21 protein-coding genes are annotated in these 24,905 nt (G+C 41.3%); 14 read left to right on the top strand and 7 right to left on the bottom strand.

Annotated features, from left to right (window positions below):
* The first annotated feature begins 96 nt into the window (after nt 1-96).
* From NXR94_RS00925 to pheS, 14 genes are all read left to right on the top strand, one after another.
* Nucleotides 97-2,544 carry an SLBB domain-containing protein gene (locus tag NXR94_RS00925; RefSeq protein ID WP_258102674.1) on the top strand — a complete coding sequence of 816 codons (2,448 nt, stop codon included), beginning with the start codon at nt 97-99 and terminating at the stop codon, nt 2,542-2,544.
* A 10-nt stretch (nt 2,545-2,554) separates the two neighbouring features.
* A complete protein-coding gene (locus NXR94_RS00920; RefSeq protein ID WP_258102673.1) occupies nt 2,555-3,646 on the top strand; it encodes a Wzz/FepE/Etk N-terminal domain-containing protein in 1,092 nt (363 codons plus the stop codon).
* A 10-nt stretch (nt 3,647-3,656) separates the two neighbouring features.
* Nucleotides 3,657-4,856: a polysaccharide pyruvyl transferase family protein gene (locus tag NXR94_RS00915; RefSeq protein WP_258102672.1), complete on the top strand. Its 1,200-nt coding sequence runs from the start codon at nt 3,657-3,659 to the stop codon at nt 4,854-4,856.
* A complete protein-coding gene (locus tag NXR94_RS00910; RefSeq protein WP_258102671.1) occupies nt 4,853-6,070 on the top strand; it encodes a Coenzyme F420 hydrogenase/dehydrogenase, beta subunit C-terminal domain in 1,218 nt (405 codons plus the stop codon). Before NXR94_RS00915 ends, NXR94_RS00910 begins: the two co-directional genes overlap by 4 nt.
* Before the next feature lie 380 nt (nt 6,071-6,450).
* Nucleotides 6,451-7,593, top strand: a complete 1,143-nt coding sequence (locus NXR94_RS00905) for a polysaccharide biosynthesis C-terminal domain-containing protein (RefSeq protein WP_258102670.1) — start codon at nt 6,451-6,453, stop codon at nt 7,591-7,593.
* Nucleotides 7,594-7,611: 18 nt separating this feature from the next.
* Complete coding sequence (locus NXR94_RS00900; protein ID WP_258102669.1) at nt 7,612-8,559, top strand: glycosyltransferase family 2 protein; 948 nt, start codon at nt 7,612-7,614, stop codon at nt 8,557-8,559.
* 338 nt (nt 8,560-8,897) lie between these two features.
* A complete protein-coding gene (locus tag NXR94_RS00895) occupies nt 8,898-9,809 on the top strand; it encodes a hypothetical protein (protein ID WP_258102668.1) in 912 nt (303 codons plus the stop codon).
* A gap of 157 nt (nt 9,810-9,966) precedes the next feature.
* The gene (locus NXR94_RS00890; RefSeq protein ID WP_258102667.1) at nt 9,967-10,815 is read left to right on the top strand and encodes a hypothetical protein; all 849 of its coding nucleotides are present in this window, start codon (nt 9,967-9,969) and stop codon (nt 10,813-10,815) included.
* An 18-nt stretch (nt 10,816-10,833) separates the two neighbouring features.
* Nucleotides 10,834-11,649 carry a glycosyltransferase gene (locus tag NXR94_RS00885; protein ID WP_258102666.1) on the top strand — a complete coding sequence of 272 codons (816 nt, stop codon included), beginning with the start codon at nt 10,834-10,836 and terminating at the stop codon, nt 11,647-11,649.
* Between the two features lie 37 nt (nt 11,650-11,686).
* Nucleotides 11,687-13,063, top strand: a complete 1,377-nt coding sequence (locus NXR94_RS00880) for an undecaprenyl-phosphate glucose phosphotransferase (RefSeq protein WP_258102665.1) — start codon at nt 11,687-11,689, stop codon at nt 13,061-13,063.
* Nucleotides 13,064-13,078: 15 nt separating this feature from the next.
* Nucleotides 13,079-14,191 (top strand): GDP-mannose 4,6-dehydratase, encoded by a 1,113-nt coding sequence (gene gmd, locus NXR94_RS00875; RefSeq protein ID WP_258102664.1) that lies wholly within the window; start codon nt 13,079-13,081, stop codon nt 14,189-14,191.
* 30 nt (nt 14,192-14,221) lie between these two features.
* A complete protein-coding gene (locus NXR94_RS00870; RefSeq protein WP_258102663.1) occupies nt 14,222-15,151 on the top strand; it encodes a GDP-L-fucose synthase in 930 nt (309 codons plus the stop codon).
* 67 nt (nt 15,152-15,218) lie between these two features.
* Complete coding sequence (locus NXR94_RS00865) at nt 15,219-16,322, top strand: glycosyltransferase family 4 protein (RefSeq protein WP_258102662.1); 1,104 nt, start codon at nt 15,219-15,221, stop codon at nt 16,320-16,322.
* Nucleotides 16,323-16,368: 46 nt separating this feature from the next.
* Nucleotides 16,369-17,376, top strand: a complete 1,008-nt coding sequence (gene pheS / locus NXR94_RS00860; protein WP_258102661.1) for a phenylalanine--tRNA ligase subunit alpha — start codon at nt 16,369-16,371, stop codon at nt 17,374-17,376.
* A gap of 8 nt (nt 17,377-17,384) precedes the next feature.
* Here pheS and NXR94_RS00855 read toward each other — a convergent pair whose 3' ends face one another.
* From NXR94_RS00855 to guaB, 7 genes are all read right to left on the bottom strand, one after another.
* Nucleotides 17,385-18,350 carry a MoxR family ATPase gene (locus NXR94_RS00855; protein ID WP_258102660.1) on the bottom strand — a complete coding sequence of 322 codons (966 nt, stop codon included), beginning with the start codon at nt 18,348-18,350 and terminating at the stop codon, nt 17,385-17,387.
* Nucleotides 18,351-18,363: 13 nt separating this feature from the next.
* The gene (locus tag NXR94_RS00850; protein WP_258102659.1) at nt 18,364-19,713 is read right to left on the bottom strand and encodes a peptidylprolyl isomerase; all 1,350 of its coding nucleotides are present in this window, start codon (nt 19,711-19,713) and stop codon (nt 18,364-18,366) included.
* On the bottom strand, nt 19,667-20,518 hold the full coding sequence (locus NXR94_RS00845) for a peptidyl-prolyl cis-trans isomerase (protein WP_258102658.1): 852 nt from the start codon (nt 20,516-20,518) through the stop codon (nt 19,667-19,669). The genes NXR94_RS00850 and NXR94_RS00845 overlap by 47 nt, the downstream gene beginning before the upstream one ends.
* A complete protein-coding gene (locus NXR94_RS00840) occupies nt 20,515-20,931 on the bottom strand; it encodes an ATP-binding protein (protein WP_258102657.1) in 417 nt (138 codons plus the stop codon). The genes NXR94_RS00845 and NXR94_RS00840 overlap by 4 nt, the downstream gene beginning before the upstream one ends.
* Nucleotides 20,921-21,262, bottom strand: coding sequence for an STAS domain-containing protein (locus NXR94_RS00835; protein ID WP_258102656.1), 342 nt, complete (start codon nt 21,260-21,262; stop codon nt 20,921-20,923). Before NXR94_RS00835 ends, NXR94_RS00840 begins: the two co-directional genes overlap by 11 nt.
* Before the next feature lie 3 nt (nt 21,263-21,265).
* The gene (locus NXR94_RS00830) at nt 21,266-23,206 is read right to left on the bottom strand and encodes a GAF domain-containing SpoIIE family protein phosphatase (protein ID WP_258102655.1); all 1,941 of its coding nucleotides are present in this window, start codon (nt 23,204-23,206) and stop codon (nt 21,266-21,268) included.
* 201 nt (nt 23,207-23,407) lie between these two features.
* Nucleotides 23,408-24,877: an IMP dehydrogenase gene (gene guaB, locus NXR94_RS00825; RefSeq protein ID WP_258102654.1), complete on the bottom strand. Its 1,470-nt coding sequence runs from the start codon at nt 24,875-24,877 to the stop codon at nt 23,408-23,410.
* Between the last annotated feature and the right edge of the window lie 28 nt (nt 24,878-24,905).

Below are 24,905 nucleotides of genomic sequence, written 5' to 3'. Positions count from 1 at the left end.
GTCGGGTTTAACGGCGGCTAGGATAAGCCCTGATATTAAGCCTATTAAAGGGATTGAAGTTATCTGCACGCTATATATTTGCAGCCAAGAAAATTGATGATGGGAAAAAGACTCTTATTCGTAGCATTACTAATCGGTATCAATATAGTTCAGGTGCTGGGTCAGATTGATCCGGACAACCTGCAGAATGTGAATGTAGACGACATGTCCGATGCGCAGATCGAGATGTACCTGGAGCGTGCGGCTGCTACTGGCATGACAGAGCAACAGCTCGAGCAAATGGCCAGAGCCCGTGGGATGAGTTCCGCACAGATTTCCAAACTACGAAAGAGAATCAGGGAGGTACAGTCAAAATCAGGAAGTACAGAAACGACCATGGCAGAAGTGGGAGAAGATCGCTCGCGTCAGATGCCTGAAAAAATTGACAAGCCGGTTGAAGTGGCGGAAGGTACCGCTGAGGAAGAGTTGGAGCTGAAGGTTTTTGGCACGGATTTCTTTAACAATAAGAAACTTTCCTTTGAGCCCTCTTTGAATGTAGCCACGCCTCAAAATTATTTGTTGGGGCCGGGTGACCAGGTGCTGATAGATATCTGGGGTGCCTCAGAGCAAAGCTACCAGTTACCTATTAGCCCGGATGGTAATGTGAACATCATGGGTGTTGGGCCCATCTATTTGAATGGATTGACCATTGAGCAGGCAGATACCAAACTAAAATCAAAATTAAGAGCTATTTACAGTACGCTTGGGAGCAATACTTACGCCCAGGTAACGCTGGGGAAATTACGTACCATCAAGGTAAACGTGGTCGGTGAGGTGAAGCAGCCGGGTACCTACACCCTGTCCTCTTTTGCTACCGCTTTCAATGCCTTATACGTGGCAGGAGGGCCATCAGAAAATGGATCACTCAGGACGATAGCGGTATTTCGTGGCGGTAAGAAAGTGACTGACCTGGATGCTTATAGTTACATCGTCGAAGGTGGTGGAGAAAACATTGCCCTTCAGGATCAGGATGTGATTTTGGTGCAGCCATATGGCATCAGGGTGGGCATCAACGGCGAGGTAAAGAGGCCGGCTTATTATGAAATGCTGGAAACGGAGACGGTGGCAGATCTCGTGAAGTTTGCGGGAGGCTTTGGCATGGAGGCCTACACCAGGAGTATCTCCCTGCAACGAAATGAGCAAAATTTCAAAACGGTCAAAACCGTCTTTTCCGGAGAGTTTGAAAGTCTCACTTTGAAGAATGGAGATTATGCAGAAGTTGGAGTGATTTCCTCAAAGTTTAAAGGGCGTGTAAGAGTAGAAGGTGCCGTGAATCATGAGGGGGAATATGAGTTTGCAGAGGGGATGATGCTATCGGAACTGATCAATGCTGCTGATGGATTCCGGGGAGATGTTTTCAGGGAGCAGGCATTGATCGTTCGTGAAAATGGAGATTTTACCTTGAGCAACATCGCTTTCAGTCCTAAGGATCTGGTAGAGGGTGGCTTTGACATGGAGCTGCAAAGCGAAGACCTGATTAAGGTGCGATCCATTTTTGATCTGCGAGAAAACTATAACATCAAAGTGCAGGGTGAGGTAAGGATGCCGGGCGAGTATGACTATTTCGAAGGAATGACAGTGGAAAACCTCATTTACCTGTCAGGAGGGTTCAAGCAGGGTGCTGCAAAGTCCTTCGTTGAGGTAGCGAGAAGAATTTATGATGACCCAAAAGGTGAGACATACAGCGCTGAGATCTTCAACTTCTCGATCAGTGCCAATCTGAAGATCGATGAGGAGGCTTCCAATTTTGTGTTGGAGCCATTTGATCTGGTAGTGATCCGAACTTCACCTTTTTTCAATACACAGAAAATGATGGAGGTTGTAGGTGAGGTGGAATACCCGGGGAAATATGTGCTGGAAAAGAAAAATGAACGTATCTCCGACGTGTTGAAGCGTGCTGGAGGTCTGAATCAATATGCTTATGCAGAAGGCGCTTCTTTAGTGAGGTTATCAGAGTACAATCCGGATTCAGAGGAGTCACGTGACGAGGTGACCGAGGTGAAGAAGCAGAAACTGACAGCCCTTTATCAACGTGATACGTTGTTGAGGGACAATGAGCTGGACTTCAAAGGTAGGGAGACCATTGGTATCTACCTGGACGAGATTGTCAGGAATCCGGGGTCCAAGTATGACCTTATCTTGAAGGAAGGAGATATTCTCAATGTACCAAGGCAACTGGAGACGATCAAGGTGAGAGGTAAGGTGCTCTATCCGAGTACCATCCATTATGATGGTTCTACCTCCCTGGGGCGTTACATAGCCAAGGCCGGTGGGTTTGGAGACCGGGCCATGAAGCGCAAGATCTATGTGATCTATGCCAATGGGACCGCCAAGAAGACGAAGTCCTTCTTATTCTTTAAGGATTATCCTACGGTGACAGCCGGAGCAGAGGTCATTGTTCCTGAGAAGCGAGAGCGTGTCCGTATGACACCGGGAGAATGGATGGGGATTGCGACCAGCTTAGGTACGCTGGCATTAGTCATTAATACATTGGTAGCTAAATAACGCAGGAATCATGAGCGAAGAAAAGCAAAGCAAAGTTACCTACGATGATGAGATTGATCTGGTGGAGTTGGCGAAACATATTTGGTCCAGAAGGAAGTTCATTGCCAAGTTTACTGGGATATTCGTACTGGTTGGTCTATTTGTAGCTTTTACATCGAAGGACGAGTATACATCAACCTGTAAGCTTCTGCCGGAGACTCAGGAAGGTGGCCTGGGCAATTTGGGTACTTTGGGAGGTCTTGCTGGACTTGCGGGTATTGATTTAAGTTCAATGTCAGGATCAGCTGGGGGTCTTTCTCCTAGTTTGTATCCTGAGTTGGTTTCAAGTAAGCCATTTATGTATTCACTCATCAATGAACCCATTCGTTTTGAGAGCTTGGATACAACCATGTCTTCCTTTATATATTTTAAAGAGGTTTATTCTCCTGGATTGTTAGGTCTCCTTTTTGAATATACCGTTGGTCTTCCTGGTAAGATAAAATCAAAGCTTAATGCTACTAAACCAGAAGTTTCTGAAGCTACTGATGGAGAGTATGTGAGACTATCAAAAGAGCAGGCGAAGATAATTGAGAAAACGATTGATAGAATTGAGATTGGGACTAACCCCGAAAATGGTGTGATTTCGGTGGAGGTTGAAATGCCCGACCCATATGCGGCCGCGGTGCTGGCTAATATGGTGGTAGACAAGTTGACGAATGAGGTAATTCGGTATAAGATCGAAAAAGCTCAAATCAGTATGGAGTTTATTCAGGAGCGTTATAGGGAAGCAGAAAGGCTATATGGTCTGAAACAACAAAAATTGGCCATATACTCAGATAGAAATAGGAATGTGACAAGTTCATTGGTACAAATAGAGCAGAATCGTCTGGAAAATGAAGTTGATATAGCCTTTGAGGTTTTTAAAGGTTTAGCAAGTCAACTGGAGCAAGCAAAAATAAAGGTTAAAGAAGAAACCCCTGTATTTACGATTTTAGAGCCTGTTGACATTCCTTCGGAAAAAAGTAATATCCGATTGTCTATTTTGATGATTGTAATGTTATTCGGAGGTTTTACGTTAAGTGCTCTTTGGGTTCTAATAGTTTCCTTTTTGGATAATGAATGATTCTGGGACAATGAATAAAAAGTTGAAAGTAGGTATTATCTGGGCCAATCCATATAATCCCAATCTAGGCGTGTCAGCGTTGGCATATTCGGCGATAGCGTTGCTCGATAAAAGTGCTAAGTTGGCGAACATTCCAATTGAGCTTACCATTATTGGCTCATCAATTACCCATAGAGATAAAGTGGTTTTGGATGGGGAGGAAATAGAATTCGATAATATCATGGCTTTTGATTATTTCTCCATTAAATCCGTGGTAAAATATATTTTGAACCCCCGGAAATATGGACTGGGCAGAATTAGCACGATGAACTTAATTCTTGATGTAGGGGAAGGTGATAGCTTTTCAGACATTTATGGAAATAAAAGGTTTTACCGAATCCTTAACTCTAAGATATTCCTGTCATTATTAAAAAAGAGGCAAATTTTATTGCCACAAACCATAGGGCCATTCTTTTCAAGTAAGGCTTTGTCTGAATCAAAAAAGGCGTTGGAGCCGATTGATCTTATATACGCCCGAGACGAACAGAGCTTCGAATATGCACAAGAAAATTTTCCAGGGAAAGAAATTAATAAGTCCGTTGATATGGCTTTTTTATTACCATTTCAACAGAGAAAATTGGAAGGTGATCTCATTAAGGTAGGGTTAAATGTTTCGGGGTTGCTTTGGAAAGGTGGTTATACTCAATCGAATCAGTTCAATTTGAAAGTGAATTATCGTGATGTGATTGAGCGAATAATAGAATATTTTCTTGGATTGGGAGTAGAGCTGCACATTATTCCACATGTTGTTGATACTTCGAAAAGTGGCGAGGGAGATGTTCCGGTATGCGAGGAAATCGTTAATAGCCATGATGGTCTCCTCTTAGCTCCGATTTTTAAAAGTGCCATTGACGCAAAGTCATATATCGCCGGAATGGATTTTTTTATTGGCGCAAGAATGCACTCTTGTATTGCAGCATTTTCCGCCGGAGTACCTGTTTTTCCGATGGCATATAGTAGAAAGTTCATTGGATTGTTTGAGCATACATTGAAATATTCATTTATTGGAAACTGCATGACGTCGAATGATGAAGAATTAATTGAAGGTGTGAAAAACGCTTTTTTGAATAGAGTCGAATTAAAGAATATTATAGCCAAATCAGATGAGGACATAATCCGTCCTAGCATCGAATCATTGATTAATGAAATGGCGGAGGAGTTGAAGAAATGAAGAAGAATAAACCTTCTGTTGTAAGAGAGATTGATAAAGTTGGTTTATGTGTCGGATGCGGCATTTGCACTTCACTGTATGGAGAAGGTAGCCATATGTTTTTGGGGGAAGATGGGTTTTTGCATCCAAATGTTACTCGCTACGATAGTAATATTGAGAATCAGATAGAGAATATATGCCCGGGGGTTAACCTGGTATGCAAGGAAGAGAAAGAGAGTTTTTCAGAATTGTATGGCCCCAGCTTAAGTATTACTAAGGCCCATTCTCTGGATAAAGAGATTAGACAAAAATCTAGTTCAGGAGGGGTTATTACTGCTATAGCCAGCTATTTATTGGAATCGTCGTATGTAGACACAATACTTCAAGTGGGAGTGGATGACGATGACTATGAAAGGAATATCTTAAAAAGATCCAGGACCTCCGCTGATGTGCTCAGTAATGCATCTTCCCGTTACGCACCCTCACTAATTTTCGATGATATCATCGAAATACTAAATGGATCGAATGAAGTGTTCGGTTTTGTTGGAAAACCGTGTGATGTGGCAACAATTAAGAGGTTTATCAAAGGGTATCCGGAATTTCAGGATCGAATTAGGGTAACTATTGCCCTCCTATGTGCAGGAATACCCAGTTTAAATGCTACCAAGAAATTGATAGCAATGAGCAATCCATCTTATCCTATCAACAATTTACGGTATAGAGGTGATGGATGGCCAGGCAACTTTTCTTTTGTGGATAACAAAGGGGTAAGGCATAGCAGAAGTTATAATGATTCTTGGGGCCAGGTATTGGGTAAGGATATCTGTTTCCGATGTAAAATTTGCCCCGATGGCATAGGAATAATGGCGGACTTTGCTGTCGGAGATGCCTGGGACACGATAGACGGATACCCGGATTTTACTGAGAGGAAGGGTGAAAGCTTGGTGATTTGTAGAACAGATCAAGCCAAAATGCTCTATACAAAAATGCTCAATACACACATTGCATCTGCTGATCTCAATAAGGAAGATATAGGGAAGATGCAGCCATATCAATTGCACAGGAGGAAATATTACTCAATAAGAGCTTTGGCCTTTACGGTATTAACAAGAATGCCATTGAATACATTTAGGTTAAGTTCTTATAGGCATGTACCCTTTAAAAAATGTTTGACAATTCTTAAGGAATTTCTGGGAACCTTCTTAAGGCTCAAAAAAAAATTTAGAGGAGTTTAATAATGAGCACCAGCAGAAGAATTCTTTCAAATTCAATTTGGGCGCTTATCTCTAAATTTTCCACCGCTGCAGTACAATTTTTTATTGTCCCCTTGCTGATATCCCATTTTGGGAAAGGAGGCTATGGCCTTTTTGCTCTGGCTTTTTCTTTGAATGCTTATTTGCGTCTAATGGAAATGGGCTTGAATAATGGTTCAATAAGATATTTTTCAATGTGGTTTGCTGAAAGCAATCTTGAAAAGATTAAGTCAGTAGCCAGGTCAAGTATCGTTTTTTATTTGGCTATAGGAATAATCAATGTTACAATACTATCGGTCTTTGGCATTTATTCGAATGTTTTTTTTGACTTTGACAATGAGTTATATTCTCAATTTTTCTACATGATGATCATCCTTTCGGGGTTTTCATTAATTAATTGGCCATCTTTTGTAGTTATTCAGATCATTACGGCTTACGAGGGAGTGGGATGGGTCAATAAAGCACAAATAGTAAGGACGGTGTTAATTGTATTAGCGACCATACTGAGCATTCACTTTGATTTTACCCTCGTACAATTTTTCTTGTTCTATTCGGCATGTGCTCTCGGACCAATTGTGGTAATTTTGGTCAGGGTTCAAACAGTAGGACTACGACTACTTGATTTTATTAGACCAAAATGGGATTGGAATAAGTTTAGAGAAGTATTCCATTATAGCCTAAATCTTTTTGCGATGGCTGTTTTTCAGCTTTCAGCTTTAGAGCTTCAGCCAATATTATTGGGTGCTCGAAGTGAAATTGGAGTTGAGAGTGTTGCGGATTATCAAATTATTAAAACGATTTCGTCCTTCCTGGTAGTGATTGGTGGGATTTTCATGCAGGTTTTACTTCCGGAAGTATCCAAGTATTATGCAAAGAAGGATTTCGAAAAGCTTAAGAAGACCGTTGAGAATGGGACACTTTACATAACAATATTTTTAAGTCTGCTTATTTTCGGTCTTGTATTGAACTCTCAAGAAGTACTGACGCTATATGTTGGAACGACATTTACGAATTTGGGAGCTTGGCTAAATGTAGCCCTGATCACCTGCTTCTATTTACATATATCCGCGATTTCATCTGTTGTATTGGCATCTGGAAAAACAAAAGTTATTGCCCTAAGCTCGGCAATTGGTTGTGTGCTTTCTTTAATATTGGCCTGGTACATGATTCCAATTATGGATTATAGGGCCGCGGTTTTTGCTTATACATTTTATATCAGCATTCAGATGTTAACCTATTATTTCTATTACATTCCTCGGATCATGATGGTCAATTCATTTAAACTTTTTTTTAAAAGGGTTGTTCCTGTTTTTGTAATATCAGCGGTTTCTTTTTTGTTGGTGAACGAATTATTTAGCCAATACTCCGGTGAGCTAAAGCCTTTGGCCAGCTTGGTGTTAAAATCTATTTTATTTGGGTTGATTTATCTTATAATGATTAGTGTGTTCCTAATTAGAACCTCCCAAATGAAACCTTTGGTTGATCTAGTTTTTAAAAAAAGGTAAAGCTATAATTTACGAAGGATGTTAAATATCAACCTGGCAATTGTTATCCCTGCATATAAGCGTACATTCTTGCGTTCAACGTTACGCTCATTAAGCAATCAGTCTAATAAAAGCTTCAATGTTTACATAGGGGATGATTGTAGTCCTCACGATCTGGAAGAGATTGTTAAAGAGTTCAAGGATCATTTAAATATCGTTTACAGACGGTTTGAGAGAAACTTAGGATCCCAAAACTTAGTCAGTCATTGGGAAAGATGTATTGGATTGACCCAAAATGAGGAGTGGATTTGGTTGTTTTCAGATGATGATCTTATGGACCCCGATTGTGTTCAGCTATTTTACGATGAGTTACAATTAAAAGATGCTGTTGATCTTTTTCACTTGAATGTGGATGTAATTGATGAAAATGATGAAATAATAGAGAGGGGTTTATGTTTTGACCATCATATGACTGTTGAGGCTTTCTTTAAAGGCAAATCAAGGGGATATATCAAAAGCTACGTGGTTGAGTATATATTTAGAAAATCCGCATATCAGAAGTGCAATGGGTTCCAATTATTTGATTTGGCTTGGTTTAGTGATGATGCAACATGGATGAAATTGGGTCTTGCAAAAGGTATCCATACCATTTCAGGCGCAAGAGTAAAGTGGAGGAGGAGTGGTGAAAATATTTCCCCTAACATATCGAATGAAATAGTGCGTAGGAAAATAGGTGCATGTATAGACTATTTTGTTTGGCTGGATCGATTTGTTGAGAAAAATGACCTTGATTTGACAGCTCGTATTAGGAACAAGGCATTTAGAAGGTTTTTGAGAGTTCCTTCTTACTACGTGCCGTATTCATATCTTGGGTCTGCACTCCTTACTTATAGAAAGCGATTAACAATAAGTTATATACATGATTGTATCTACCTCTTGTCATATCGCATAACAAAACAATTATTGACAATTTTAGGAAGAGGGTGAAAAGGTTAGTCGTTATCATTTTGATTCTAAGCACCCATATCTCATCATTTGCGAGCCTTTTGTTATATCGCTTAACTTATAACCCAATATTTTTCAAATTACCTGCTATCAATGATGTCTTGCTATTATTATTGGGCACATTGGCTATTTCGAATGGCAAGTTAAAGTTTGGTTCATTTAATTATTTAATAACAATAGGTCTAATGATAGGCCTGTTGCTTTTTGATTTTTTTGTAATTACAGGAGCTGAAATCTCATTCCGTATTATGGCCCTAAGAAAGATACTAACGCTTATTTCAGCGTTCGTTATAGGTATTAATTTATTCAAAAATTTCAATTTGTCTGAGTACCTAAAATGGCATTACATATTATTTATTCCAATTGCGGTTTTTGGCCTTTTCGAATACTTAATAGATATAACCTTTTGGGATGACCTTATGCACCTTCCGCGATACTGGCAGGATAAAGGGGATCTGTTTGCTGCGGGAAAGTTAAGTGTTGAGTCATCGGGAAAATTTTATAGTTATGACTTATATCCTTTAATAGGAGATAAAACAAGAAGAATTGTCTCCTTCTATGCAGAAACCAAGCCACTAGCGTCCTACTGTATTTATCTAATCCCTTTTGCTTATTTTTCGAGGCAATCAGCTGTTAAATTTTTTGTTTGTCCGTTATTATTGATCGTTGGAGTTTTGACTTATTCTAAGGGGTTTATTATCGTTTTTTTTATGTGCTTGTTTCATAACTTCATACCTAAAAGGGCATACTTTATTTTGCTGATTTTGATTCCCTTTTTTGTCTTTGGAGCGATAATCTATTATTTAGGTATCGGAATAGGCCCACTTTCTCACATTAGTGGACTTTACTCTGGCCTACTGATCATTTTAAAAGGTAATATTTTTGGATTGGGTTTAGGTGCCACAGGCAATTATTCGTCGCCCCTATTGGAATCACTCGGTGGGGGCGAAAGCGGTTTTGGCTCAATGATGGGACAAATTGGAATCATTGCGTTCATTTTTTATTTGTTTCTATACAAAGTAGCCAAGTCAATATTAAATCGCTATCAGAAAACGGAGTTAAAACAATATTACGTGGTTTATATTGGTTTTGTAGGTTGGGTGGTGAATTTCCTGTATTCGGAAGCGGCGATGGGATTTAGGGGAAACGTTTTTGTTTTTTTGACCATCGGTTTATTACTCTCTCAACAGCTTGATGATAAGGAGAAAGAGCTTATCGTAAATGTCAACTAAATAAATTGGTTCAGGTTTAATTAAAGATTGCTATATGATAATTTCATGGGGGTCATATATTAGAAGGTCTTGTTCAATCTCTGTTATTACAGGCTTAAGAGATATTCATATTTCCCCAACTTTCAGAAGTAAGATTTTCAAACCCCTTGATTACTTAATGGCTTTCTTTAAAACCATTGCAGCAGTCTATAAGGAACGAAAAAAAATTGAAGTAATAGTATTGGTTAGCCCTCCAAATATTATTCTTTATACGATACCATTTATCAGGGTCATCGGTTCCTTCAAAATCATACTTGATTGTCATAATGGTACCTTCTCGGACTTTTGGTCCAAAATTCCATTCTTCCGACAATTAATTAAGTCTCCAGATCTTCTTTTATTTCACAATGAAGATTTTAAAGATGAAGTCGAACAAAAATTTCATTTGGTTGACGTTTTGGCCAAGGTTGTACCAGATCCTCCAGCAATTCCTACAGGCCAGATTCAGAGGAAAAAAATACTGATACCGTACTTTGTATTTCCTGCAAGTTTTGCCAGTGATGAACCGTTAGAAGTTCTTGTGTCATATCTTGAGTCTTCTGATTTTGTAAACAACGAATGCTTTGTATACATCACAGGGCCAAAACATAAATTGGACTTGGAACTTCGGAATAGATTAGAAAGTATTCAAAATGTAACATTGACAGGGTTTTTAGCTAATCAGGAATATGAAAAATTATTTTCTGGAGCCACAGGTATTTTTTGCTTTACTACAAAGGAGAATACTCAATTATGTGCAATAAATGAGGCTATTGGATACGAAAGGGTTCCAATTTATTCAGCTACGAAAACATTGAAGAAGATGTATGGAACAATAGGTATCGCTGTTAATAAGAACCTAATCGGTCTCGATAAATGCATCAAAAATTGCATTGACAATCAAAGGGTATTACAGCGTGGAATTAAGGAGGAAAAATCGCGAAGATTAAAACTTTGGAATAAGGAGTATTATGATTTGTTTAGTTGATCTAATTAATCGTTGATCGTGTCGGAAAAGGAGATATTAATTACAATACTACTTGCTTCTTATAATAGGCTTGAATTGCTTAAAGAGTGTATCAGGAGTGTAGTAGAGCAGGATTTAATCGAATGTGAGGTGTTGATTGTGGATGATGGTTCTGACAACGTAACTATTGAATGGTTAAGAGGTTTAAAAAATGGTATTAAAGTCATTTTTCAGGAAAATAAGGGAGTAGCTACGGCAAGGCAGGTGGGATTGCATGAGGCTTCAGGCAAATATGTATTAATTCTGGACTCCGATGACTTACTGGTGGAGGGGGCAATCTCCCATTGGAAGAAGACGCTGAGTGCTTCGCCCGAGATTGATTTTTTTTATTGTAACAATCAAGAATTGTATCCCAATGGAAAGGTAAAGAAATCAGACTATGTGGAGTTTAAAGATGCTCATAGTTTTAGAAATGCCATATTCAGAAATCCTAGAATACCATATAAGCACTCCGGACTTCTCTTTAAAAGAGATTTTGCAATTGAAGCCGGTGGGTACAATAAATCATTGACTTCAAAAGTAGATATAGATTTAGTCTTAAAGTTTTTAAAGGCAGAGGGGCAATTTGGTTTGATTCCTGAACCTCTGGTTTCATTTAGGTTTCATGGTAATGCAGTGAGTCGAAAAAAGAGGGTTAAAGACTTAAATCTATGGTGGAATCTGATAGATAAATATGGTTATTCATCTTTTATGAATTTCTATTTTAAAATGGCTCGTACAAGTTGGGAACTATTAAAATTTTTATTTGAGCAATTCATTTTTTACACATCGAGTAAAAAGAATGTAACGAAATAGAATTCTTTATCTTCGCTTGATTATTTGAAGAACCTCAATGGCATCCAAGCGCTATTCCAAATATTTCCCGATCATTTTCCTATTGGCAGATCTACTGGCGTTGAATCTGTCTATAGCGCTGGCCAATGTCCTGAAGTTTGATATTCTGTTCTTTAGTCAGAACGAGTATGATCTACTTTTCCTAACGATCAATGTGTTGTGGATTGGCGTATTCTTCGGCTCCAAGCTTCATGAGATCAACAGAGAAAATCGCCTGTTGGACCATCTCAATTCAGCGCTATCAGCGCTGGTGGTGAACCTGGCCATCATGTTCGCCCTGTGGTTTGTGACCAAACCATATCATTATTCTAGGGAGCACCTGTTTTATGTATATTTCTTTTTCTCCATGCTATGCGTCATTTGGCGCTCCATCTGGCATTATAGCATCAGATACTATCGATCAAAGGGGTTCAATGCCAGGAATGTGATTATCATTGGGAAAAGCCGGGTAGGAGACGACCTTGTTAACCTGTTTGAGGTAGATAAAGGAATAGGATATAAATTCCTGGGCTACTTTGACAAGAAAAAAGATGAGGACGTCATTGGAGATTTGGAGGATGTTCAGGAATTCGCACTTGCGAATGAAGTTGATATCATATTCTGTTACCTCCCTAAATTGAACGAACAGCAGGCCATGGACCTGATCAACTTTGCTGAAAACAATTTGATCCAGGTGAAAATCATCAGTCAGTTCAGTTCGCTGGGTTTGGGGAACATGGTCATACAGAGTTATGGATCTGTCCCTACCATTAACCTGACAGCGTTACCGCTGGATAAAAAACTGAACAAAGTTGTTAAAAGGTCATTTGATCTGGTCTTTTCATTATTCATCACCATTTGCTTACTCTCCTGGCTGCTTCCGATCGTGGCGTTATTAATAAAGCTGGAATCCAAAGGCCCTGTTTTCTTTAAGCAGGAGAGAAATGGACTGAACAATCAGAAGTTTTTGATCTGGAAATTCAGAACGATGTATGTTCACGATGATCGAAGGGTGGTACAGGCCAAAAAAGGGGATAGTAGAATTACCAAATTTGGTGCTTTACTGCGAAAGACCAGTATTGATGAACTTCCACAGTTTTTCAACGTCATAACCGGTGATATGTCGGTAGTTGGCCCCAGACCACATGCGGTGCAACATAATGAGGAGTTTCGGAAAAAAATTGATCGATTTATTCAGAGGCATGCCGTGAAACCCGGCATTACAGGGCTGGCACAGGCCAAGGGCTTTCGAGGGGAAACAGCGACACTCAGTGATATCCAGGGCAGGGTCAAACTGGATCGATTCTATGTGAAGAACTGGTCGTTGCTACTCGATTTTAAGATCATCGTGCTGACGGCCATCTCCATGATCAGAAGTAATGAAAATGCATACTAGCTAAGAAAAATAGATATGAAAAAGGCGTTAATAACGGGAATAACAGGACAGGATGGGGCATACTTATGTGAGCTTCTCCTGGAAAAGGGTTACGAAGTACATGGGATAAAACGACGCTCTTCCTTATTTAATACGGACAGGATTGATCACCTCTACCAGGATCCACATGGTAAAAACACCAAAATGTTTCTTCACTACGGTGATCTGACAGATTCGATGAACCTAACCAGACTCATTCAGGAAATCCAACCTGATGAGATTTATAATTTGGGGGCAATGTCACACGTACGTGTCAGTTTTGATACTCCGGAATATGTGGCTAATGTGGATGCTGTAGGTACGCTGAGATTGCTCGAGGCGGTAAGGTTGTTAGGCATGACTAAGAAGACCAAAGTTTATCAGGCATCTACCTCAGAACTTTATGGAAAAGTTCAGGAGGTGCCTCAGACTGAGAAGACTCCTTTTTATCCTCGCTCTCCATATGGAGTAGCCAAGATGTATGCCTACTGGATTACGGTTAATTATCGGGAGGCCTATGATATGTATGCTTGCAACGGCATACTTTTTAACCACGAATCACCACTACGCGGTGAAACTTTTGTAACACGCAAGATTACACGGGCAGTTTCAAAAATGGCTTACGGACTACAGGATAGTCTGTACATGGGTAACCTGGATGCGAAGCGAGATTGGGGGCATGCAAAGGATTATGTGCGTGGTATGTGGCTAATGCTGCAGCAGGAGAAGCCGGAAGATTTTGTGCTTTCTACCGGGGTGACTACCTCCATTCGCGACTTTCTGAAAATGGCTTTTGGCCATGTTGGAGTGGAACTGGAATTTAAAGGAGAAGGGGTCGATGAGGTTGGATATGTGAAGTCTGTTTCTACGGAGGAGTATGCTTTCAAAGTAGGCCAGCCGGTGATTTACATCGATCCAAAATATTTCAGACCTACGGAGGTGGATCTTTTGATCGGAGATTCAACTAAAGCCAGGGAAAAACTTGGGTGGAAACCGGAATATGATTTACCAATGCTTGTGGAGGAAATGATGGATGCTGACCTGAAATTGTTTGCCAAGGATAAATACCTACTGGAAGGCGGGCATGATATCCTGAACCAGGCAGAATAATTTGGTGTTGACTGCAAGACATAGTGCGAGATGAATAAGGATAGCAAAATATATATTGCCGGCCATAGAGGGATGGTGGGATCAGCCATCATGAGGAAACTGATTGATTTGGGCTACAATAATCTGGTGGTTAGAACATCCAAAGAGCTGGACTTAAAGGATCAAAAAGCGGTGGCTTCTTTTTTTGAGGCGGAGCGTCCCGAATATGTTTATTTGGCGGCTGCCAAAGTAGGTGGGATCAATGCCAATAATATCTATCGTGGTGAGTTTCTTTATGACAACCTGATGATCGAAGCCAATGTGATTCATCATGCCTATACCAATGGGGTGAAAAAATTATGTTTTCTTGGAAGCTCTTGTATCTATCCAAAATTTGCCGAGCAGCCCATTAAGGAGGAAAGCCTATTGACTGATTCTCTGGAGCCTACCAATGAGCCCTACGCTGTGGCGAAGATTGCCGGGATCAAACTCTGCGAGACATACAGAGATCAATATGGTGTAGACTTTATCAGTGCCATGCCTACTAACCTGTATGGTCCGAATGACAATTATGATCTCAATAATTCACATGTCCTGCCCGCACTGATTCGTAAATTCCATAAAGCCAAGGAAGAAGGGCAGCCTGTGGTTGAGGTATGGGGTACGGGCAAGCCATTACGTGAGTTCATGCACGTAGATGACCTGGCAGATGCCTGCATTTTTCTCATGGATAATTTTTCTGCACGGGAGCACATCAATGTCGGTTCGGGTCAGGAGGTGAGCATTGGAGAATTGGCTCAAATGGTCTCCGAAGTGGTCGGATATGAGGGTGAAATCGAGTTCAATACCTCCAAACCGGATGGCACTCCGCGAAAACTGATGGACAGCTCTAAGTTGAATAAGCTGGGATGGACTCCTAAAATTGATCTCAGAACGGGAATTCAGCAGGTTTATCAAGAGGTGGACACCTCCGCCTGGTAATATTGTGACTTAAGGAATAATTCTATAAATTATTAAAAATTTTATATTTGCTAATAGCAAATTCTGAATGTCACTTTTTATTGCCATCCTTACCGGTTTCCTGCTCACTTTTATATTGATGCCCATCATTATTAAAGTGTCCAAATCAATTGACTTACTGGATATGCCGGATCGGCGAAAGGTACATGATGTAAGCACGCCTTCGTTTGGTGGGGCAGCGGTCTTTGTGGGTTTTTTAATAGCGATCATTTTATCCATTTCTTTGGCTGACCTCGCAGTTTATAAATTCTTCCTGGCGGGAATGCTCATGATTTTTCTTTTAGGAGTGCGTGATGATGTGTCCAGCTTGCAGGCAAAACAAAAATTGGCGGTGCAGATTTTGTCAGCCTTTTTAGTAGTGTACTTTTCCGAAATCAAACTTCAGGGCCTTTATGGTTTATTTGGTCTACATGAGTTGCCCTACGGTCTGCAGGAGATCATTTCCATTTTCATGATTGTGGTGCTAACCAATTCATTCAACCTGGTGGATGGTATCGATGGGCTGGCTGGGTCAGTGGCGGTGTTTATCCTGACCGTTTTTGCCTACTTCTTTTATTTTTCAGGAGAGATAGTTCTGGCGGCAATGAGTCTGAGCCTGGTAGGTGCCCTCATGGCTTTTCTGTTCTTTAACTGGTATCCGTCTCAGGTTTTCATGGGAGATACGGGATCGATGTTTCTTGGATTTATGGTCTCCGTGCTCTGTATTAAATCCATTGACCTTGCTAATATTGGTGGCTATGGGCCCTTAGTGAATGTTGAGGCGCCGGTGGCTATGGGCATCGCTCTCTTGATTGTTCCGATCTATGATACGCTTCGGGTCTTTGCCATACGAATTTGGCACGGCCGCTCACCCATGGTTCCGGATAGAAACCATATCCACCATTCCCTGTTGAATCTTGGGATGACCCATTCAACAGCTACAATAGCTTTGATCATAGCCAATGTTTCGACAGCTGCGTTGTCGCTGGTTCTGGATCAGTTTCTCCGTCAGGAATTTATCATTTTGATCTGCTTTGCATTCATGGTTGCTTTTGGGGGTACCGTTGATCTCTTTGCTTCCAGAAAGGAGCAGAGGATGGCTTCTCTTGCAGAAAAGGACCAAAAATCCCTTTATATCTCGAAATCAGCCTAGTGATTAGTTGGCAGTTATTACTTTTGTGACCTCATAACTCGAGGAAATGAAGGAAAAGATTGAAAGCTACAAGGCAGAGCTACAAAGCGCAATGGCAAAGTCCAAACAGGAACTGGAGGATTTTCGCCTGAAGTTTATCAGCAAAAAAGGAGTTATTTCTGAACTTTTCGATGAATTCAAAAAAGTCCCAAACGAGCAAAAGCGGGAGTTCGGTGCGCTTTTAAATGAATTTAAAGAAGAAGCCCAGGCAAAATTCAATAGTCTCATTGAAGCGGTCAATAACCAAAGTGCCGATGAGGTAGTAGGACTTGATCTTACTTTGCCTCCTGTACCCAGTGCAGGGTCCATTCATCCTTTGACACAGGTTAAGAATCGTATCATTCAGATTTTTGAGCGACAGGGTTTTAACGTTTCGGATGGTCCTGAGATCGAAGATGACTTTCACAATTTTACGGCACTCAACTTTCCTGAAAATCACCCTGCAAGAGAGATGCAGGACACCTATTTCATCGAAAAGGATCCTGATATTCTCTTAAGAACGCATACCTCAAACGTTCAGACGCGGTTGATGGAAAAGGGAAAACCTCCGTTCAGATCGATTATGCCCGGAAGGGTTTATCGAAATGAGGCGATCTCTGCACGTGCGCATTGTTTCTTCAATCAGGTAGAGGGGCTTTACGTCGACAAAGAAGTAAGCTTCAAAGACCTGAAGCAGACGTTGTACCACTTTGCCAAGGAGTTTTTTGGACCGGAAACAAAAATCAGGTTCAGACCATCTTATTTTCCATTCACAGAACCTTCTGCTGAGATTGATATCAGTTGCTTCATCTGTAAAGGAGACGGGTGCAAAATCTGTAAATACTCGGGCTGGGTTGAAATTGGTGGTGCAGGAATGGTAGACCCTAATGTTTTGACGAGCTGTGGAATCGATCCAAAGGAGTACAGTGGTTTTGCATTCGGTATGGGCATCGAACGTATTGCTATGCTGAAATACCAGATTGATGATATCAGGCTGTTCTCAGAAAATGATATTCGCTTCCTGAAGCAATTCTGATCCCCTTCTCAGAGCAGCTGATCAATTATTTGTTCTTCAGTATACCCATCAGCCTCAGCACGGAAGTTTCTAACTATTCGATGGGTGAGAACAGGCTTGGCAACGGCTTGAATGTTTTCTATATCAGGAGAATACTTCCCATTTAATAGCGCATGACATTTTGCGGCCAGGATAAGGAACTGACTGGCACGAGGACCCGCTCCCCAATCTAGGTATTGATTTGCCAATTCTGAGGCGTGACTGGTATTTGGTCGGGTCTTATGTACCAACTCTACTGCGTATCGAAATACGGAGTCAGGAACCGGAACCTTGCGGATCAGACTTTGGAAAGTAATAATATCCTTTTTGGAAACCACTTTTTCTAGAACCGTATCCTGATTAGAAGTGGTCTGCTTCACAATATCCAGCTCTTCCTCCATTGTAGGGTAATCCAACTTGATCATGAACATGAAACGATCGAGCTGTGCCTCCGGAAGCGGATAGGTCCCTTCCTGTTCGATGGGGTTCTGAGTAGCTAAAACAAAGAAAGGTTTATCCAGTTGATGGTGGTGTCCTCCTATGGTGACAGCACCTTCCTGCATGGCTTCTAATAGCGCTGACTGCGTCTTAGGTGGGGTACGGTTGATTTCATCCGCCAGAACCACATTGGCAAAGATGGGCCCCTTGATAAAACGAAAGTTACGATCCTGGTCCAATGTTTCTGCCCCCAGCACGTCACTGGGCATCAGGTCTGGAGTAAACTGAATCCTGTTAAATTCCAGTCCGAGGCATTGAGAGATGGTTTGGATCAGGAGTGTCTTGGCAAGCCCGGGAACGCCGACTAAAAGGGAATGACCCCCACAAAATATTGAGGTGATCAACAAACGAACAACCTCCTTTTGACCTACAATAGATTTGCTTATTTCCTGCTCCAGTCTTTCAAACGTCTCGTGCAGGTAGTCAGCAATGGCTACATCATCTTTTAGTTCTTGCATACTTTATGGATTGCTATTCTACGAGATTACAATAGTCATATTCGGGATCGACCTCAATATAAACATTGTCTCTTGCCTCACCGAAATACTCATTGATTCGTTCATTCCTTTTACTATTGAGTGTGGCATTTGCGATTTTCTGGTAGTCCTGATCCAGGTTCGCCAAATGTGGAGGAACCTTGTCTTTAAAGTATAGAATGCGATAGGCATAGGACCCATCGGGTTGTTGAAATTTTTCAGGTTTGGTAATATTGCCGACGGTCATGGTGTCTAGTGTAAAGAAAATAGTCGGGTCTAGTTGCTCTACAGAGACCCTGAGACCTCCGTCCTGATCACTAAAAAAACCACCATTTGAAGAGGTTTGTTTGTCATCACTAAAATCCTTCGCAGCCTGCTGGAACGAAATACTGTCATTCAGGATCGCTGTTCTGATACTGTCCAGCATATTTTCTGCTTTAATCATGTCCTTCTCAGATGGTCTCGGGGAAATGAGTATATGCCGTGAACGGAAGGTGTTTCCTCTACGCTCCTGGAGTTCAATAAGGTGATAACCAAACTGGGTTTCTACCGGATCTGAAAGTTCACCAGGCTGAAGGGTCATGGCCGTCGCTTCAAACTCCGGAGCAAGCTCTCCGCGACTGTAAAACGGAAGTTGGCCGCCTCGGGCAGCTGATCCGGGATCCTCAGAGTATTGTCTGGCAAGCACACCAAAATCGATTCCCTGCTCAATTTGTTCTTTGATGTCATACATCTGATTTCTCACCTTTTGCTTTTGCTCTTTACCGGCTTTAGGCTGGATCACAATCTGAGCCACCGAAACTTCAGTAGAGAAGTATGGCAATGAATCCTGAGGGATTTTGTTAAAGAACCTTTTTACTTCTATCGGGGATACTTTCAGGTCCTGAGTGATCTCTTGTTGCATTTTTTGGACGATCATCTGCTCCTTGATTTCGTCAAAGTATTCTTCCTTCAACTGGTCGATGGATTTACCATAATGCTTTTCCAATTCCTCTTCTGACCCTATCCTCGCAATGACCGCTTCCATACGGTTGTCCAGCTGCAACTGCACCATGGCATCCTCAACAAAAACCGAGTCGAGCACAGCCTTGGCCAAAAACATTTTCTCCTGCACCAACTGTTGTAGTATGGCGCATTTGACATTGGCGGTTCTAAATTCACCTCTCGAAAGGTAATCCAAATAGGCCTTCTCCAAATCAGACTTTAGGATAATATAGTCATCCACTTTAGCAATGATTCTATCAATATTCACTGGCTCCTGGCCAGTGGCCGATAGGTGGATGGTTAAGCAGAATATATTAACGATCAAAAACCTCAAAGAGGCCTTGTTGTTTTGCTTCCTCATAAATTTTCTCTTCTAATTCCTTCTGTAACGCAATTTTACGCTTATTAATTATGATGTTGACTATGTCTTCCCGAATGAATTCAAGTGGAGATATTTCATTGGAAGCTTTAAAGTCGAATATTTTCAGGAAAAAAATGTGGGTGTCATTGGAGGTTTCCGACGATTTGGTTCTTGATAGGAATTGATCCTTATTAGTCAGCGTCTCCAGTGGGGTACCATAGATCACATCGTCGAAGAACACCCAGCTGGAATCTTCAATGTATGATTTGGAGGCGAACTGAGAAATATAAGATTTTACCTCGTCCACATTATCGGTCGGATAGCTTCTCCAATCTCTTCTGAAGGTACTTATTCTTGCGGCGGTCTTGGGAACCTGAACAAAGGAACATTTCACAATGCTTTGTTTCAACAAAAAATTGTCGGACTTTTCTTCGTAGTATTTATTTATTTCCTCGTCGCTTACCTCTTCATTGAGGTTTTCATCAATGTATCCCTTGATGTAGGAATGAACGATCAGTGCATAGCGATAGTCCAACACTTTACGCTCAATTTCTGCTTCATTTAAATCAATGAATTGGGTGGATTTAGAAATCATCATTTGTTTTCTAACCCAGTCGTCAATGTATTTAGCAGCCAACTTGGCGCTGTCAGCAGCAGAAACGTTCGCGGGAAAAAGCCCATCCAGGTCGGAGCCATAAAGGTATTGATCATTGGCATGCGCAATCGGAAGCTCCGTGATGGTTTCCTTAGGACGAAAGAACTCACAACTGACTAGCAGGATGATCAACAATGGTGTAAATCTCATGAATCGATTTTCTTTGTCAGCCTGCAAATATTGCAATTCTTATCATGGGAAAACTCAACTTTGTCCATAATTCTTTTGACGAGCATAAGGCCTACGCCACCTTTTCGTTTGGATGAGACTATATCTGTTAAATCCGGCTCTACGTAGGAATTGTAATTAAAGGTAATGCCCTGATCTTTGATGATGAAAATGATCTTTTCCTTGTCGGGATGATCAATGCTAATATCGATTTGATGACTTGGATCGCATTGATTGGAATGTATGATGAGGTTGGCGCAAACTTCATCTACGGCCAACACCATCTTATGTGCCTCCAGCTCATGAATGTCAAGATCCCCCAGAACGTCCTTCACGAACTGACGAATTCTTAAAAGATTCGTTTTACTGCACGATATGGTCAACTCACGCTTCATTCAGCGCCTGCTCGGCTTCCTCTTTTGTATTGACAATTTCCATCAGATTTTCCAGGCCAAGTATTTTGAAAACATCGTAAACCTTGGGCTTCATATTGCATAGTACCAGCTTGATTTCTTTTGACTTGATTTCTTCAAGATAGGAGATAAATACGCCTAAACCCGCTGAAGAAATGTATTCCAGGTTTTCCAGGTCGACAATGATTTTTTTGGACTCATCCAGCGAGCTTTGAAGTGCATTGTCAAGTTCTATAGAAGAACTGGCGTCTACTTCGCCCTTCACCTGTATTTCCGTATGATCTGCTCTTTGCAGTTTTTTTACTTCTATCATTTCCTATTGCTCAAATTTCACTACAACGATCGTATAGTCGTCGTCAAGTTTTTCCTCTCCTAAAAATTTATTTAGATCCGTTATCAGCTTCTCTTTTATATCATTAACAGAAAGGTCAACATATTGAAGAATCGAATGCTCAAGACCTTTGGCATCATATAGTTCTCCTTTAAAGTTCCTGGCCTCTGTTATACCATCGGTATATAAGATTAAAAGATCACCTGGTTGGTAAGTGATAGTGCTTTCTTCAACGTATTGGTCAAACTCAGAGTTTCTCAATATTCCTAAACCCATCCCTTTATTGTCCAGAAAGCACGCTTTTTTTTCTGAACGGGAATAAAATATGGATGGACAATGTCCGGCACGAACATGATTGATCGTTTTCTTTTTGGTATCGATCTTCAAATAAGAGGCGGTGATAAAGGATGATCTTTCCAGGCATTTGCTAAGTGCTTTGTTAGCCTGAATGATAAAGTCTAATGCACTGAATTTTTTTTGACGGGCCAAACTGTGAAAGATGCCTTTGAGTTGTGCCATGTTAAAGGCTGCCGACGTTCCTTTTCCTGAAACGTCACCTACCATCAGGCTAAAAATACCTCTTTCAGTCTCTATAATATCGTAATAATCTCCCCCTACTTCATCAGCCGCGACACTGTAGGCTGCAATGTCAAAGGAGTCATTGTGACTGAGCTTTTCCGGCAGCAAACTTTTTTGGACATTCTTCGCAATACTCAATTGCTCCTTGTATCGCTCATTTTCCAGTGCTTCGCTGATCAATCGGATATTCTCGATAGACGTACTGGCCTGATTGACAAATGTGATACAGATATCAATCATTTCTTTGTTAAAGGCATCACTCACCTCATTGACCAGGGCAATGACACCAATCTGTTCCTTCTTGATAAATATGGGCAGCGCCACTATGGATTTGAAATCTGGATGTCTGATAGCAGAAATAGCTTTGAACGCGGACGGCTCTTCCGTGGCTCGAAAGGTGAGGGTATTTTTTATAGATTCATTTTTTACTTCATCAACTATTTGCCCAATGGTTTTCTCACTGATGAATTGATGCTTTTGAATGGGTTGGGCGTCGTTGATCACGATCCAGGCAGCATCTGCGAATACCGCACTCATGCAGCTTTCCAGAAGAAGTTCGGCCGTCTCTTCAATGGTGCTGCTGCCCTTGGTGATGTGGCTGAGCTTTTGAAAGTCCATGGCCTCTTGCAGCTTTCGTTCAAAAACGGAAGAGGTAGGAAGGTTAAACAATGTGACCAGAATACTGATTCCCGCATATAAGATGGTGAACACAAAAAGCGCCATGACAAACACCCTGTTCTGAAGGTCGAATTCAAGGGCAGCTAAGTTGGAAAAGAAATTCAGCGTGTCATAAAAGCCAAATACATAGATGGCCGATAACAAAATGAAAAGTATGCTCGTCCACTTTTGTCTAAAATTCAGATAGGCTACCCATTTTAGGTTAAAGGATAATAACAAGGCAAAAGAAGAGAGGAAGACCAGCGCAATATTGAAATTGACATTGGACCTGTTGGTAAACAGATCGAAAAGTAGCGCGGCTGCGAGAAATACCTCGAAAAAGGCCCATAGCTTGATAAGGTTTTTTGATTTCTGATACAGAATCAGACGTTTCCAAACTACAAAAGTGGAAACCAGGAAAATGACCACCAGCCCGGTAAATATGCTGTAAAAGAAGTTGATGGTTATCTCACTTTGGCTAATCGCACTATCTGCAAAAACAATAAAGAATATCCGGACAATTAGAGAGCCAATGCTTGTCACCAGTCCAGTAATAAAAACCCGCCATAGCAGGTCCACGAAATTCACACTTTCAGCTTTCGAGATGTGTAGCCGGTAAAAGAAATATACGGTTAGTATAAAGATGGTCAGGAAGATTTGTGGCACCAGCAACGGTGCATCTAGCGTCATCCTGTTCCTGTCTGCCAGTAGTTCGAAAAAACCAAAAAACAGAAATAGCAGCCATGATAGTATGGCGAGAAATAAGGTAAGCCGTATTTTGAGTTTTTCGGACAACATGGACGTCACAAAAATAGGTTTGTGCGAATGAAATAAAAAAGCCACGTCTACAGTTGGTAGAAGTGGCTTTAGCTTATGCTATTGCAATGTTTTTTATCTTCTACTGTAATTAGGAGCCTCCCTGGTAATGGTGATATCGTGTGGATGGCTTTCCGCAAACCCTGCAGCCGATATTTTCACGAACTTACCATCGAATAATTGTTCGATGGTAGAAGCACCACAGTATCCCATTCCGGCTTTAAGACCACCGGTCAGTTGGTAAAGTACTTCAGAAACAAGTCCTTTGTAAGGAACTCGTCCAACGATACCTTCAGGAACCAGTTTTTTGATATCGTCCTCAGCATCCTGGAAGTAACGGTCTTTCGAACCATCTTCCATTGCCTCCAGAGAACCCATACCACGGTAAGTTTTGAACTTTCTTCCTTCGAAGAGGATCACCTCACCAGGAGCTTCTTCTGTACCGGCTAATAGTGAGCCGATCATCACACTGCTGGCGCCAGCTACCAAAGCCTTCACAAGGTCACCCGAAAATCTTACTCCACCATCGGCGATGACAGGCACACCCTTTTTTCTCGCTGCCTTGGCAGATTCGTAGACAGCTGATAATTGAGGAACCCCCACACCTGCTACGATTCGAGTGGTACAGATGCTACCCGGTCCAACACCTACTTTAATCGCATCGGCTCCGGCGTCCGCAAGTGCTTCCGCTGCTTCATAAGTGGCGATATTGCCAACCACTAACTCTAAATCCGGGAATTGTTTTTTAACTCTTTTCGCCGCATCAATAACGCCTTTTGAATGACCATGAGCAGTATCGATACTTACCAGGTCAACGCCTGCCGTCTGCAATGCCGTAATACGATCAAATAAATCCGGAGTCACACCAACCGCGGCACCAACTCTCAATCTGCCGTATTCGTCTTTGCAGGCGTTAGGACGATCTTTATTTTTCAGGATATCCTTGTAGGTTATTAATCCTGTCAGTTTTCCTTCTGAATCGATGATCGGTAACTTCTCGATCTTATGCTCCTGAAGAATTGCCTCAGCTTCTTTGAGTCCAACCTCTGCATTAGCTGTGATCAGGTTTTCTTTGGTCATGATCTCAACGATCGGCCGGGACATCACTTTCTGAAAACGAAGGTCCCTGTTGGTAATGATGCCAATAAGCTTCTTCTGCTTATCCACAACCGGGATACCACCGATCTTATTCTCACGCATTATTTTTTCGGCGTCACCCGCAGTGCCATCCACATCAAGGGTAATTGGATCGAGGATCATACCACTTTGCGATCTTTTTACCTTTCTTACCTGAGCAGATTGTTGCTCAATGGTCATGTTTTTATGGATAAACCCAATCCCACCTTCGAGTGCCATAGCGATGGCCAAAGAAGATTCTGTAACCGTGTCCATAGCCGCGGAAACAAGTGGAATATTCAGCTTAATATTGCGGGTAAGTTGGCTGGAAGTATCAGTGTCCCTTGGGAGCACCTCTGAGTAGCCAGGAAGTAAAAGCACATCATCGTAGGTCAGTGCTTCAAAAAGAAATTTGTCATCAAATGCCATGCAAATAATAGGTTATTATTTGCGGTGC

Origin of the sequence: Marinoscillum sp. MHG1-6, from assembly GCF_024714475.1 — a bacterium.
Classification (GTDB): Bacteria; Bacteroidota; Bacteroidia; order Cytophagales; family Cyclobacteriaceae; genus JAMZMI01.
The sequence above is the reverse complement of the archived record's forward strand: the minus strand, read 5'-3'. Positions and strand labels throughout refer to the sequence as shown.